This window comes from Aeromonas sp. CA23 (assembly GCF_002587065.1).
GTDB classification, from domain to species: domain Bacteria; phylum Pseudomonadota; class Gammaproteobacteria; order Enterobacterales; family Aeromonadaceae; genus Aeromonas; species Aeromonas bestiarum.
Genome location: NZ_CP023818.1, coordinates 3,307,194 through 3,320,759 on the forward strand (window position 1 = coordinate 3,307,194; position 13,566 = coordinate 3,320,759).

The window sequence follows — 13,566 nt, forward strand, 5'->3', positions numbered from 1 at the left end:
AACAATCATTTCCAAACGATGCCTTTCATGGCCGGCGTCTTAACGAGCGGCCTGCTTGCTGACCAGCTTGATCAGGCGATAACGCAGGGAAGGGGCATCCGCCGGCACGTCGGTGAGTTGCTCCTTGCTGACGGTCAGCTGGTACTGGTAGCCGGGTTCAAACTGAAAGCCTTCTATCTGCTGATAAAAGAGAGCCCAGGCCTGCTGCTCGTCACCGCGAACCTGCATGCACTGCATGGGGCCGACACCGACGCAGTCGACCAGCTGGCTGTTGATGTAGAGGGTTTCCCCCTGTGACGGGGTCGGTGCGCTCTGACAGGCGCTGAGCAGCAGGGCGGCGCTGATGAACAATGGTCTCATGATGGACTCCTTCTAAATCGAAAGGGGGCATTAGAGCGGCAAATAAAAAGGCGGTCAATGACCGCCTTGGTAACAAACCATGTCGACTCAGCGCATCAACGCTGATCGAGCGGGGTGAATTCCCGTTGGGCCAGGCCGGTATAGAGCTGACGGGGACGGCCGATCTTCTGATCCGGGTCCGAGTGCATCTCGTTCCAGTGGGCAATCCAGCCGATGGTGCGGGAGATGGCGAAGATCACGGTGAACATGGACATGGGGATGCCGATGGCCTTCATGATGATGCCGGAGTAGAAGTCCACGTTCGGGTAGAGCTTCTTCTCGATGAAGTAGGGGTCCGACAGCGCGATGCGCTCGAGCTCCATGGCTACATCCAGCAGCGGATCCTTGATCTGCAGCTCGGTCAGTACCTCGTGGCAGGTTTCGCGCATCACGGTGGCACGGGGATCGTGGTTTTTGTAGACCCGATGACCGAAGCCCATCAGACGGAAGGGATCGTTCTTGTCCTTGGCGCGGCCGATGAACTCGGGGATACGCTCCACAGAGCCTATCTCTTCGAGCATCTTGAGGCAGGCTTCGTTGGCACCGCCATGAGCCGGTCCCCACAGGGAGGCGATCCCGGCGGCGATGCAGGCAAACGGGTTGGCACCGGAGGAGCCGGCCAGACGCACTGTGGAGGTGGAGGCGTTCTGCTCGTGATCCGCATGCAGGGTGAAGATGCGGTCCATGGCGCGTTCGACTATGGGGTTGACCTTGTACTCTTCGGTCGGCACGCCAAACATCATGTGCAGGAAGTTGCCGGCATAGGAGAGGGCGTTGCGCGGCTGCATGAACGGCTGGCCGATGGAGTACTTGTAGCACATGGCGGCCAGGGTCGGCATCTTGGAGAGCAGACGGAAGGCACAGATCTCACGGTGCTCTTCGTTGTTGATGTCGAGCGCATCGTGATAGAAGGCGGACAGCGCACTGACCACGCCACACATGATTGCCATGGGGTGGGAGTCACGACGGAAGCCGCGGAAGAAGAAGGCGATCTGCTCGTGCACCATGGTATGGCGGGTGACCAGACGTTCGAACTCTGTGTACTGCGCCTTGGTGGGCGCCTCGCCGTACAGCAGGATATAGCAGACTTCGAGGTAGCTGGCCTGGGTGGCCAACTGGGCGATGGGGTAACCACGGTGCAGCAAGACACCCTGATCGCCATCGATATAGGTAATGGATGATTTACAAGCACCGGTGGCCATAAAACCGGGGTCAAAGGTGAAGTACCCTTGCGCGCCCAATTTTCTGACGTCGATCACGTCGGGTCCGACAGTCCCTGACAGGATCGGTAGTTCTACCGGGTCTTTACCGGGCAGATGTAGGGTGGCTATCTTATCAGCCATAGCACGTCTCCTTTGCTCTTTTATAATTTGATTCCAGCTCTACTTTATTACGAGTTTGATGACGCTGGCAAAGGTTCTGACCCGTACCAGGGCGGCTGGAGCGCCTTATTTGAAACAGAGTTCAGGGGCGCTGTCAATTTTTCTGGATGATCATTAATGAGTTGTTAAATGAGTTGTGAGATCTGGTTTACGGTTTTGGGTTTTCTTTGTAGCTAATTGATTGTCATTGGTTAAGCCCGCCGATATACTGCGCCTCGTGGGTGATGGCTGTCGGTGTTTGAAACGCTTGCGCAAAGTCGGATGCGATATTGAAAATGTTGTTTTTGGCTTTTTTGAGTTGTTTTGGTAACAAAAACCTAACAAATGCCACTCCGTGCCCTCATAAGCGTGTAAAAACAATAACTAACGTGCTCAATGGAGCTGAGTGGGCAAAGCCGTGAAAAATAAACAGAGACCTGTAAACCTCGACCTACAGACGATCAGCTTTCCTGTCACCGCCATCGCTTCCATCTTGCATCGTGTCTCAGGGGTGATCACCTTTGTGGCGCTCTCTATCTTGCTGTGGATGCTTGGTACTTCACTCGCCTCTCCCGAAGGATTTGAAACCGTGGTGTCCATCATGGACAACTTCCTGGTCAAATTCGTGTTGTGGGGGATCCTGACTGCGCTGGCTTACCACATTGTGGGCGGTCTGCGTCATCTGGTCATGGATATGGGCTATTGGGAAGAGCTGGAATCCGGTAATCAGAGTGCCCGTGTGGCCTTCGTGATCACCGCGGTTTTGGCGGTATTGGCGGGAGTACTGGTATGGTAATCAATTCTGCAACATTCGGGCGCAGCGGTGTTCATGATTACATCCTGATCCGCGCCACCGCCCTCATCATGACGGCTTACGTCCTCTATCTGGTTGGCTTTGTCGCGTTCAATGACATCAGCTACGAGGTGTGGACCGGCTTCTTCGCCAAAACCTTCACCAAGGTATTCACCCTGTTGACCCTGCTGTGCGTCCTGATCCACGCCTGGATCGGTCTGTGGCAGGTGCTGACCGACTATATCAAGCCGGTGGGGCTGCGCGGTGCGCTGCAATTTGCCTTGGTAGTGGTGCTGTTTGTCTACCTGATGACCGGCTTCGTTGTGCTGTGGGGGGTGTAAGGTGACTATTCCAACTCGTGAATTTGATGCGGTCGTGATCGGTGCCGGTGGCGCCGGCATGCGCGCCGCGCTGCAGATTGCCCAGTCCGGCAAGAGCTGCGCTCTGTTATCCAAGGTCTTCCCGACCCGTTCTCACACGGTTTCTGCCCAGGGCGGGATCACGGTTGCGCTGGGCAATGCCCACGACGACAACTGGCAATGGCACATGTATGACACCGTCAAGGGCTCCGATTATATCGGTGACCAGGAAGCGATCGAATACATGTGCAAGACGGGCCCCGAGGCCGTCTATGAGCTGGAGAACATGGGCTTGCCCTTCTCCCGCTTCGACAACGGCTCCGTTTACCAGCGTCCGTTTGGCGGCCAGTCCAAGAATTTTGGTGGCGAGCAGGCGGCTCGTACCGCAGCCGCAGCGGACCGTACCGGTCATGCTTTGCTGCACACCCTCTATCAGCAGAACGTCAAGAACAAGACCACCGTCTTCTCCGAGTGGTATGCGCTGGATCTGGTGAAAAACCAGGACGGCCACATCGTTGGCTGCACCGCCATCGACATGGAGAGCGGCGAAGTCGTCTACTTCAAGGCCAAGGCAACCGTGCTGGCCACCGGCGGCGCCGGTCGCATCTATCAGTCCACCACCAACGCCCATATCAACACGGGTGACGGCGTCGGCATGGCGCTGCGCGCCGGGGTCGGCGTGCAGGACATGGAGTTCTGGCAGTTCCACCCGACCGGCATCGCCGGGGCAGGGGTGCTGGTGACCGAAGGCTGCCGTGGTGAAGGCGGCTATCTGCTCAACAAAGACGGCGAACGCTTCATGGAGCGTTACGCGCCGAACGCCAAGGATCTGGCCGGTCGCGACGTGGTGGCCCGTTCCATCATGATCGAGATCCGCGAAGGCCGCGGTTGTGACGGTCCCTGGGGCCCGCACATCAAGCTCAAGCTGGATCACCTCGGCAAAGAGGTGCTGGAGTCCCGTCTGCCTGGCATCTGCGAGCTCTCTCGCACCTTCGCCCACGTGGATCCGGTCAAGGAACCCATCCCCATCATACCTACCTGCCACTACATGATGGGCGGCGTGCCGACCAACGTGAATGGCCAGTGCCTGACCCAGGACAAGGACGGCAATGACGTCCCCGTGGTCGGTCTGTTCGCGGTGGGCGAGATAGCCTGTGTCTCCGTGCACGGAGCCAACCGTCTGGGCGGCAACTCATTGCTGGATCTGATCGTGTTTGGCCGCGCTGCGGGCATGCACCTGGTCAATACCCTGGGTGAGATGGAACATGGTCGTGAGGCTTCCGAGTCTGATCTGGCCGCCGCGCTGGCCCGTTTCAATCGCTGGGAAAACAACCGCGACGGGGAAGACCCGGTCCAGATCCGCAAGGATCTGCAGACCTGCATGCAGAACAACTTCTCCGTGTTCCGTGAAGGTGACGCCATGGCCGAAGGGCTGGCCGAGCTGAAACGCATCCGCGAGCGGCTGAAGAATGCCCGTCTGGACGACACTTCCAAGGAGTTCAACACCCAGCGCATCGAGTGCCTGGAGCTGGACAACCTGATGGAGACGGCGTTTGCCACCGCGGTGGCGGCCAACTTCCGTACCGAGAGTCGGGGTGCCCACAGCCGCTTCGATTTCCCGGATCGCGACGATGAGGGCTGGCTGTGCCATAGCCTCTATCATCCGGACACAGAGTCCATGACCCGTCGCGCTGTCAACATGTCTCCGAAAACCCGTGAGGCATTCCCACCCAAGGTCCGGACTTACTGACCGATGGCGGAGACAAGCACCATGAAGAGCAGACAGTCGGCTTATCGCAGCATGTGCCGGTCTGTGAAGAGGTGGGAGGCATTCCCATCTCTCTTCCCCAAGGTGCGGACTTAACGATTGCGGAGCCAAACAACATGAACGTCACATTCTCTGTCTACAGATACAATCCGGATGTTGATAACGTCCCCTATATGAAGGAATATCGTCTTGATATTCCTGAAGGTTCCGACATGATGGTGCTCGATGCACTGATCCAGCTGAAAGAGCTGGATCCCACGCTCGCCTTCCGCCGCTCCTGCCGCGAAGGGGTCTGTGGATCAGACGGTCTCAACATGAATGGCAAGAACGGTCTTGCCTGCATCACCCCGCTCTCCGATCTGCTGAAGAAGGGCAATAACGTCGTTATCCGCCCCTTGCCCGGCCTGCCGGTGATCCGCGATCTGGTGATCGACATGACCCAGTTCTACACCCAGTGGGAGAAGGTCAAACCCTTCCTCATCAACGATGAGAAATTGCCGCCCGTGCGTGAGCACCTGCAATCCCCCGAAGAGCGCGCCAAGCTGGATGGCCTGTACGAGTGTATTCTCTGTGCCTGCTGCTCCACCTCTTGCCCCTCCTTCTGGTGGAACCCGGACAAGTTCATCGGCCCGGCCGGGCTGCTCGCCGCCTATCGCTGGTTGGCCGACAGCCGCGACACCGCCGCCAGCGAACGACTGGGTAACCTGGATGACGCCTTCAGCGTGTTCCGTTGCCACGGCATCATGAACTGCGTGAACGTCTGTCCCAAGGGCTTGAACCCGACCAAGGCCATCGGTCAGATCAAGTCGATGCTGCTCAATCGGGCTGTTTAGTATCAGGGCCAGGGCGTCACGCGCCAGGCCCGACCTCTGGATAGCCATCCAACCCCATGGCTGGATGGCTATTTAAACCCTACAAGCTGCGCTGCAGTGAACAAGATGTACAAGGGATAGAAATGCATAACGGCGTGATGAAGGCCTGGTTGGAGTCATCTCACCTGGCTGGTGCGAATGCAAGCTATATTGAGGATTTGTACGAATCCTTCCTGGAAGACCCCGAATCCGTAGCCGACGAGTGGCGCAGCCTGTTTAGCTCGCTGCCCCAGGTTAATGGCCATGCGGTTGAACAACCTCACTCCCAAGTCCGCGATTATTTCCGTCGTCTGGCCAAGGATCCCTCCCGTTACAGTGCCCCCGTGTCCGATCCGCAAGTGGATGCGAAACAGGTGCGCGTGCTGCAACTGATCAACGCTTTCCGCTTCCGTGGTCACCAGAATGCCAATCTGGATCCCCTTGGACTCTGGACCCGTGAAACCGTTGCCGAACTGGATCCTGCCTTCCACAACCTGCAGGGCGCCGACATGGAGGCCACCTTCAACGTGGGCTCCTACGCCATAGGTCGCGAGACCATGGTGCTCTCCGATCTCTATGCCTCGCTGAAGAAAACCTATTGCGGCAGCATAGGTGCAGACTACATGCACATCACCTCCACCGAGGAGAAGCGCTGGCTGCAAGACCGTCTTGAATCCATTGAAGCCACGGGCAACTACAGCACAGAGGAGAAGACCCGCTTCCTCGAGAGCCTGACCGCGGCCGAAGGGCTGGAAAAATACCTGGGCGCCAAGTTCCCGGGGGCCAAGCGTTTCTCCCTGGAAGGGGGCGATGCCATGGTGCCCATGCTCAAGGAGCTTATTCGCCGCGCCGGTGAGCAGGGCTGCAAAGAGGCCGTCATCGGCATGGCCCACCGTGGTCGCCTGAACGTGCTGATCAACGTGCTCGGCAAACGGGCGCAAGAATTGTTCGACGAGTTCGCCGGCAAGCACGGTGAATCCTGGGGCACAGGGGATGTGAAGTACCACATGGGCTTCTCTTCCGACTTCGCCACCCCGGGCGGCAACGTTCACCTGGCGCTGGCGTTCAACCCGTCTCACCTCGAGATCGTCAACCCTGTGGTCATCGGCTCGGTGCGTGCCCGCATGGACAGACGCGGTGACAAGGATGGCTCCAGCGTTCTGCCCATCACCATCCACGGTGACTCCGCCATCGCGGGACAGGGTGTCGTAGCAGAAACCTTCAACATGTCCCTGACCCGTGCCTACGGCGTCGGTGGCACTGTGCGCATCGTCATCAACAACCAGGTAGGTTTCACCACCTCCTATCAACGTGACCTGCGCTCCACCGAATACTGTACCGACATCGCCAAGGCGGTGCAGGCCCCCGTGCTGCACGTCAACGGGGATGACCCGGAAGCCGTGGTGCTGGTGACCCAGATTGCGCTGGATTATCGCAACACCTTCAAGCGCGACGTGGTGATCGAGCTGGTCTGCTACCGTCGTCACGGTCACAACGAGGCGGACGAGCCCAGTGCGACCCAGCCCTTGATGTACCAGAAGATCAAACAGCACCCGACCCCGCGCAAGATCTACGCCGACCAGCTGGTGGCGGAAGGCAGCATCAGTCAGGAGCTGGCCACTACCCTGGTCAATGACTATCGCGATACCCTGGATCGGGGCGAGCGGGTGAGCAAGGAGTGGCGTCCGATGGAGCTGCACTCCGTCGACTGGACCCCTTATCTCGGTCACGACTGGGCCATGAGCTATGACAGCACTGTGCCCATGGATCACCTGAAATCCCTGGGCGAGCGCATCAGCCAGTACCCGGCCACCCATGTGCTGCAGCGCCAGGTCGAGAAGATCTACGAAGACCGTCGGCTGATGGCCGCCGGCGACAAGCTGCTGGACTGGGGCTTTGCCGAGACCCTGGCCTACGCCACCCTGGTGGACAAGGGCTCCCGCATCCGCTTCACCGGGGAAGACTCCGGCCGTGGCACCTTCTTCCACCGCCACGCCGTGCTGCACAACCAGAGCGATGCCAGTACCTACACTCCGCTGTGCAACTTGCACGACGAGCAAGGTCCCTTTGAAATTTACGATTCAGTGCTGACCGAAAACGCGGTACTGGCGTTCGAATATGGCTACGCCAGTGCGGAGCCGGCTGGTCTCACCATCTGGGAAGCCCAGTTCGGCGACTTCGCCAACTGCGCCCAGGTCGTGGTGGATCAGTTCCTCTCCTCCGGTGAGCAGAAGTGGGGCCGGATGTGCGGTCTGACCATGCTGCTGCCCCACGGTTATGAGGGGCAGGGCCCGGAGCACTCCTCCGCCCGTCTCGAGCGCTATCTGCAGATGTGTGCCCAGCACAACATGCAGGTGTGCGTGCCGTCCACCCCGGCGCAAGTGTTCCACATGCTGCGCCGTCAGGTGGTGCGCCCGATGCGCCGTCCGCTCATCGTCATGACGCCCAAATCCCTGCTGCGCCACCCGCTGGCGGTGAGCAAGCTCGACGAGCTGGCGACCGGCACCTTCCAGAACGCCATTGGCGAAATCGACGCCCTGGATCCCAAAGGGGTCAAGCGGGTGGTGTTCTGCTCCGGCAAGGTCTACTACGACCTGCTCGATGCCCGTCGCAAGGCCGAGCAGCACGATGTGGCCCTGGTGCGGATCGAGCAGCTCTACCCCTTCCCGGAGGAGGAAGTGCGCACCATTCTGGCCGACTATGCCCACGTCACCGACTTCGTCTGGTGTCAGGAAGAGCCGCAGAACCAGGGCGCCTGGTACAGCACCCGTCATCACTACGACAGCGTGCTGCCAAGCCATGCCCGTCTGCGTTATGCCGGTCGCCCGGCCTCGGCCTCGCCGGCCGTCGGTTACATGTCGGTCCACGCCAAGCAGCAAAAAGCCCTGGTGGAAGACGCCCTTACTCTGGCCTAAGCCCTGAACAAGAAGTAACAAGGAACTGATTACATGACTATCGAGATCAAGGTACCGGACCTGCCGGAATCAGTGGCGGACGCCACCATCGCCACCTGGCACAAGAAACCGGGTGATCTGGTTGCCCGTGACGAAGTACTGGTCGACATCGAGACCGACAAGGTCGTGCTGGAAGTGCCCGCGCCGGAAGCCGGCGTCCTCGGCGACATCCTGCAAGCGGAAGGGGCGACCGTGTTGTCTCGCCAGCTGATCGCCATGCTCAAGCCGGCTCCCGTGGCCGGTGAAGAGACCAGGGAGAAGCCGGTGGAAGCCGTGGCCGATGACGGCGCCGATGGCCTGAGCCCCTCGGTGCGCCGCCTGGTGGCCGAGCATGCCATCGACGTGACCAAGCTGACCGGCACCGGCAAGGGCGGTCGCATCAGCAAGGAAGATGTGGAAGCCTTCATCAAGGGTGGCAACAAGCCTGCCGCCGCGCCGGTCGCGGCTGCCCCTGTAGCTGCGGTAGCGCCGCTGGTCGGTCGCACCGAGAAGCGTGTGCCCATGACCCGTCTGCGCAAGCGCATCGCCGAGCGTCTGCTGGAAGCCAAAAACACCACCGCCATGCTGACCACGTTCAACGAGATCAACATGGCGCCCATCATGAAGCTGCGCAAGCAGTACGGCGAGATCTTCGAGAAGAAGCACGGCATCAAGCTCGGCTTCATGTCCTTCTACGTGAAGGCGGTCGTTGAATCCCTCAAGCGCTACCCGGAAGTGAACGCGGCGCTGGACGGTGACGACATCGTCTACCACAACTACTTCGACGTCAGCATCGCCGTCTCCACCCCGCGCGGGCTGGTGACACCTGTGCTGCGCGATTGCGACAACATGAGCCTGGCGGACATCGAGAAGGCCATCAAGGATCTGGCGGGCAAGGGCCGCGACGGCAAGCTGACCGTGGACGAACTGACCGGCGGCAACTTCACCATCACCAACGGTGGCGTGTTCGGCTCCCTGATGTCCACCCCCATCATCAACCCGCCGCAGAGCGCCATCCTGGGGATGCACAAGATCCAGGACAGACCCATGGCGGTCGATGGCAAGGTCGAGATCCTGCCGATGATGTACCTGGCCCTCTCTTATGATCACCGCATCGTCGACGGTCGCGAGTCGGTGGGCTTCCTGGTCTCCATCAAGGAGCTGCTGGAAGATCCGACCCGTCTGTTGCTGGATGTCTAGGCAATCAGCGACATTCTGAGCGAATTAGAAAGATAACGAGGGGCCGCCCAGGCCCCCATTCACAGGGGATTGAGAAACACGAGCCCCGGACGGAAATACCTACAACACGGATAGAGCATCTATGAATCTGCATGAATATCAGGCAAAAAAGCTGTTTGCCGAGTATGGCCTGCCGGTCTCCGAAGGTTATGCCTGTGCTACCCCGCAGGAAGCGGCTGAAGCGGCCGACAAGATTGGCGGCAATACCTGGGTCGTCAAGTGCCAGGTCCACGCCGGTGGCCGCGGTAAAGCGGGCGGCGTCAAGCTGGCCAAGAGCAAGGACGAGATCCGCGCCTTTGCCCAGAACTGGCTCGGCAAGAACCTGGTGACCTATCAGACTGACGCCAACGGTCAGCCGGTTACCAAGATCCTGGTGGAATCCTGCACCGACATCGCCAAGGAGCTCTATCTGGGCGCCGTGGTCGATCGTGGCAGCCGTCGCGTGGTCTTCATGGCCTCTACCGAAGGTGGCGTGGAGATTGAGAAAGTCGCCCACGAAACCCCGGAACTGATTCACAAGGCCGCCATCGATCCGCTGGTGGGCCCGCAGGCCTATCAGGCGCGCGAGCTGGCCTTCAAGCTGGGTCTGGTCGGCGATCAGATCAAGCAGTTCACCAAGATCTTCATGGGTCTGGGCCAGATGTTCCTGGACTGCGACTTCGCGCTGCTGGAAATCAACCCGCTGGTGATCACCGCCCAGGGCAACCTGCATTGCCTCGATGGCAAGATCAACATCGACGCCAACGCCCTCTATCGTCAGCCCAAGCTGCGCGAGATGCATGATCCGTCCCAGGATGACCCCCGCGAAGCGCACGCCGCCCAGTGGGAGCTGAACTATGTGGCGCTCGATGGCAACATCGGCTGCATGGTCAACGGCGCCGGTCTGGCAATGGGCACCATGGATATCGTCAACCTGCACGGCGGCTCACCGGCCAACTTCCTGGACGTCGGCGGCGGCGCCACCAAGGAGCGCGTGACCGAGGCCTTCAAGATCATCCTCTCCGACACCAAGGTGCAGGCCGTACTGGTCAACATCTTCGGCGGCATAGTGCGCTGCGACATGATCGCGGAAGGCATAATCGGCGCGGTCAAGGAAGTGGGGGTCAAGGTGCCCGTGGTAGTGCGTCTGGAAGGCAACAATGCCGAACTGGGTGCCCGTAAACTGGCCGACAGCGGCCTCAATATCATCGCCGCAACGAGTCTGACTGACGCAGCTCAGCAAGTGGTTAAAGCAGCGGAGGCCAAATAATGAGCGTTCTGATCAACAAAGACACCAAGGTGATCTGCCAGGGCTTTACCGGCGGTCAGGGTACCTTCCACTCCGAACAGGCGATTGCCTACGGTACCCAGATGGTCGGCGGCGTGTCGCCGGGCAAGGGTGGCACCACCCACCTGGGCCTGCCGGTGTTCAACACCGTCCGTGACGCGGTCGAGGCCACCGGCGCCACCGCCTCCGTCATCTATGTGCCTGCGCCCTTCTGCAAGGACGCCATCCTGGAAGCCATCGATGCCGGCATCAAGCTCATCGTTACCATCACCGAAGGCATCCCGACCCTGGACATGCTGCAGGTCAAGGTGAAGCTGCAGGAAACCGGCGTGCGCATGATAGGGCCGAACTGCCCGGGCGTCATCACCCCGGGTGAGTGCAAGATCGGCATCATGCCGGGCCACATTCACAAGCCGGGCAAGGTGGGCATAGTCTCCCGTTCCGGCACCCTGACCTACGAAGCGGTCAAGCAGACCACGGACGAGGGCTTCGGCCAGTCCACCTGTGTCGGTATCGGTGGTGACCCCATCCCGGGCTCCAACTTCATCGACATCCTGGAGATGTTCCAGAACGATCCCAAGACCGAAGCCATCGTGATGATCGGCGAGATCGGCGGCAGCGCCGAGGAAGAAGCGGCGGCCTACATCAAGGCCCACGTCACCAAGCCGGTGGTCTCCTATATCGCGGGCGTTACCGCCCCGGCTGGCAAGCGCATGGGTCATGCGGGCGCCATCATCGCCGGTGGCAAGGGCACGGCAGCAGAGAAATTTGCCGCCCTGGAAGATGCCGGCGTGAAAACCGTGCGCTCCCTCGCCGATATAGGCAAGGCCTTGCGTGAAGTGACCGGCTGGTAATTCCTTTCAGCCCGTTATCTCTGATAGAAAAATGCCGCCCTAGGCCCCCCCCCCTAGGGCGGCATTTTTTATGGATAGAATATGATGGTGGGCACATTTAGAATAGTTATTCTATCTACAGCTAGATCTTGAATAGATCCCTGCGTAGGATAGCGGCTAACTAAATGACAAATTTTTTCATATTTTGTGAGTGGCAATATTTATGATGGAATTATTTGATACAAACCAGAGTAAAACTGTACTTTCTAAGTTTAGGCAAAAAATTGATGGCTTAGTTCCTTCGAATGACTTCGATAAACAACGGAATAGTCTTATCCGCCTAATTATTAATGCTATGGAAAAAAGACCTGATGAATGGAATACGTTCTGCCAGATAAATATAAAGTGGATAGGCGATCAATTCATTAATAGGCTTGCTGATGAAAAAGAGCTAACGAAAGAACGATTGGATGAAATTTGCTCGATGTGTTTTAGGTTTCTTTTCGAGTTGTATCTCTCAACCAAAAATGACTTGGCGATGGAGTTCGAAGCTGCAAGACGCTTCGTTTTTGATAATGTAAGCTTATTTGAAGTTACAGCAAAGGAACAAATTGAGTTTGCGATCCGTGACATGCCTATTAGTATTTTCAAGGAGATCGCAAACAGTTAGGGAATTGAAAGTTTAAAGAATTTTGATGCTGTTTCAGCGAAAGCTAAAAACCTTAAAGAAGAATGGGATAGAGACTTAAGTGAGAAAGAGAGTAGAGTAAAAACAATCGAGGCGTCTCTATCTAGATATGAGAATGCATTTAACTTCGTTGGCTTGTATCAAGGTTTTGATGACTTATCAAAAGAAAAGATACGTGAGCGTGATGGGATCTTGTTTTGGCTTAGACTGTTGTCTTTGGTTATAGTCTTGCCAATAGTAGCTGAGCTTGCATTCATTTATGCTAATATAGATAACTTAAATGTCATCAGAGATGGGCTATTGGTATCTATTTTTCCAACCATATCTTTAGTCGCAATATCGATATATTATTTTAGGGTTCTTCTATTTAATTACAAGTCGGTTAAGTCTCAATTACTACAGATCGACCTTAGAAAGACATTGTGCAGATTTATCCAAAGTTATTCTGGGTATGCTAGTGAGATAAAGAGTAAAGATGCTGATGCTCTAGAGCGATTTGAACGAGTGATATTCTCAGGGATAGTAACGGAAGATGGTAATCTGCCATCTACGTTTGATGGGATCGAGCAAATAAGTAAACTCATTAATTCTTTCAAGGTATAGTTCGGCTATGTGTTGAGGGGCTAGACATGAATGTTGACTATAACAATCTCAGAAGTATTGTTTTTAAAAATTATTATATGCCAGCTGTTCAATCCATTGACAAGCATGGCAGATATTGGTTATCAGAAACTAGGCCAGCATCAAACATGTTGTCAACGCTGTTAGAAGAAGCTGGAATAAATGTGATTTTGAGTAGCTTTCCTCCTCGTTGGGAGTTTGTAATATGTCTTGTAGGGGAGCATGACCGAGATTTATTTTTAGAGATAGCGTCCCAACGACATAAATTGAGTGAACAAGGCATAGCTGAGGTAGATCTGCCTATTTAAATTAATTTTCATTCCAGTATAAAGAGCTGACAAGTATCAGTCAGATCCTTTTGATGGAGTAGAGTCGGTGGAATGAATGATGCCTGATACTTACCATCAACCTTGAAAAATTGGGCCATAAGGCGTATAACCACGCGCTTTACTGG

12 protein-coding genes are annotated in these 13,566 nt (G+C 57.0%); 10 read left to right on the forward strand and 2 right to left on the reverse strand.

Annotation, left to right across the window (positions count from 1 at the left end):
• Window positions 1-39 precede the first annotated feature (39 nt).
• Together CK910_RS15490 and CK910_RS15495 are read right to left on the reverse strand one after the other, a co-directional pair.
• A complete protein-coding gene (locus CK910_RS15490; protein ID WP_098983896.1) occupies window positions 40-360 on the reverse strand; it encodes a DUF4377 domain-containing protein in 321 nt (106 codons plus the stop codon).
• 95 nt (window positions 361-455) lie between these two features.
• The gene (locus CK910_RS15495) at window positions 456-1,742 is read right to left on the reverse strand and encodes a citrate synthase (RefSeq protein ID WP_042872295.1); all 1,287 of its coding nucleotides are present in this window, start codon (window positions 1,740-1,742) and stop codon (window positions 456-458) included.
• 424 nt (window positions 1,743-2,166) lie between these two features.
• Here CK910_RS15495 and sdhC point away from each other — a divergent pair, with 424 nt between their 5' ends.
• The 10 genes from sdhC to CK910_RS23825 all read left to right on the forward strand — a co-directional run bounded on the left by sdhC (window position 2,167) and on the right by CK910_RS23825 (window position 13,420).
• Window positions 2,167-2,556, forward strand: a complete 390-nt coding sequence (gene sdhC / locus CK910_RS15500) for a succinate dehydrogenase cytochrome b556 subunit (protein ID WP_011705795.1) — start codon at window positions 2,167-2,169, stop codon at window positions 2,554-2,556.
• A complete protein-coding gene (gene sdhD, locus CK910_RS15505) occupies window positions 2,550-2,894 on the forward strand; it encodes a succinate dehydrogenase, hydrophobic membrane anchor protein (RefSeq protein WP_098983897.1) in 345 nt (114 codons plus the stop codon). Before sdhC ends, sdhD begins: the two co-directional genes overlap by 7 nt.
• Before the next feature lies 1 nt (window position 2,895).
• On the forward strand, window positions 2,896-4,662 hold the full coding sequence (gene sdhA, locus CK910_RS15510) for a succinate dehydrogenase flavoprotein subunit (protein WP_043136186.1): 1,767 nt from the start codon (window positions 2,896-2,898) through the stop codon (window positions 4,660-4,662).
• Between the two features lie 134 nt (window positions 4,663-4,796).
• Window positions 4,797-5,513: a succinate dehydrogenase iron-sulfur subunit gene (locus CK910_RS15515; RefSeq protein WP_043136189.1), complete on the forward strand. Its 717-nt coding sequence runs from the start codon at window positions 4,797-4,799 to the stop codon at window positions 5,511-5,513.
• A gap of 122 nt (window positions 5,514-5,635) precedes the next feature.
• A complete protein-coding gene (sucA, locus tag CK910_RS15520; protein ID WP_172955333.1) occupies window positions 5,636-8,446 on the forward strand; it encodes a 2-oxoglutarate dehydrogenase E1 component in 2,811 nt (936 codons plus the stop codon).
• Between the two features lie 33 nt (window positions 8,447-8,479).
• Window positions 8,480-9,664 carry a 2-oxoglutarate dehydrogenase complex dihydrolipoyllysine-residue succinyltransferase gene (gene odhB / locus CK910_RS15525; protein WP_043136195.1) on the forward strand — a complete coding sequence of 395 codons (1,185 nt, stop codon included), beginning with the start codon at window positions 8,480-8,482 and terminating at the stop codon, window positions 9,662-9,664.
• Window positions 9,665-9,785: 121 nt separating this feature from the next.
• The gene (sucC, locus tag CK910_RS15530; protein WP_042872307.1) at window positions 9,786-10,952 is read left to right on the forward strand and encodes an ADP-forming succinate--CoA ligase subunit beta; all 1,167 of its coding nucleotides are present in this window, start codon (window positions 9,786-9,788) and stop codon (window positions 10,950-10,952) included.
• A complete protein-coding gene (gene sucD, locus CK910_RS15535; RefSeq protein WP_042649072.1) occupies window positions 10,952-11,824 on the forward strand; it encodes a succinate--CoA ligase subunit alpha in 873 nt (290 codons plus the stop codon). Before sucC ends, sucD begins: the two co-directional genes overlap by 1 nt.
• A gap of 202 nt (window positions 11,825-12,026) precedes the next feature.
• Entirely contained in the window at window positions 12,027-12,473 is a 447-nt protein-coding gene (locus CK910_RS24220; protein WP_216640156.1) for a hypothetical protein, read from the forward strand.
• Window positions 12,474-13,120: 647 nt separating this feature from the next.
• On the forward strand, window positions 13,121-13,420 hold the full coding sequence (locus CK910_RS23825; protein ID WP_156995031.1) for a hypothetical protein: 300 nt from the start codon (window positions 13,121-13,123) through the stop codon (window positions 13,418-13,420).
• Window positions 13,421-13,566: the final 146 nt, after the last annotated feature.

Excerpts from the sequence above, each read along its gene's own strand:
- sucA (WP_172955333.1), top strand. The coding sequence starts at position 5,636 with ATGCATAACGGCGTGATGAAGGCCTGGTTGGAGTCATCTCACCTGGCT.
- CK910_RS23825 (WP_156995031.1), top strand. The coding sequence starts at position 13,121 with ATGAATGTTGACTATAACAATCTCAGAAGTATTGTTTTTAAAAATTAT.
- CK910_RS15495 (WP_042872295.1), bottom strand. The coding sequence starts at position 1,742 with ATGGCTGATAAGATAGCCACCCTACATCTGCCCGGTAAAGACCCGGTA.
- sucD (WP_042649072.1), top strand. The coding sequence starts at position 10,952 with ATGAGCGTTCTGATCAACAAAGACACCAAGGTGATCTGCCAGGGCTTT.
- sdhD (WP_098983897.1), top strand. The coding sequence starts at position 2,550 with ATGGTAATCAATTCTGCAACATTCGGGCGCAGCGGTGTTCATGATTAC.
- CK910_RS15515 (WP_043136189.1), top strand. The coding sequence starts at position 4,797 with ATGAACGTCACATTCTCTGTCTACAGATACAATCCGGATGTTGATAAC.
- CK910_RS24220 (WP_216640156.1), top strand. The coding sequence starts at position 12,027 with ATGATGGAATTATTTGATACAAACCAGAGTAAAACTGTACTTTCTAAG.
- odhB (WP_043136195.1), top strand. The coding sequence starts at position 8,480 with ATGACTATCGAGATCAAGGTACCGGACCTGCCGGAATCAGTGGCGGAC.
- CK910_RS15490 (WP_098983896.1), bottom strand. The coding sequence starts at position 360 with ATGAGACCATTGTTCATCAGCGCCGCCCTGCTGCTCAGCGCCTGTCAG.
- sucC (WP_042872307.1), top strand. The coding sequence starts at position 9,786 with ATGAATCTGCATGAATATCAGGCAAAAAAGCTGTTTGCCGAGTATGGC.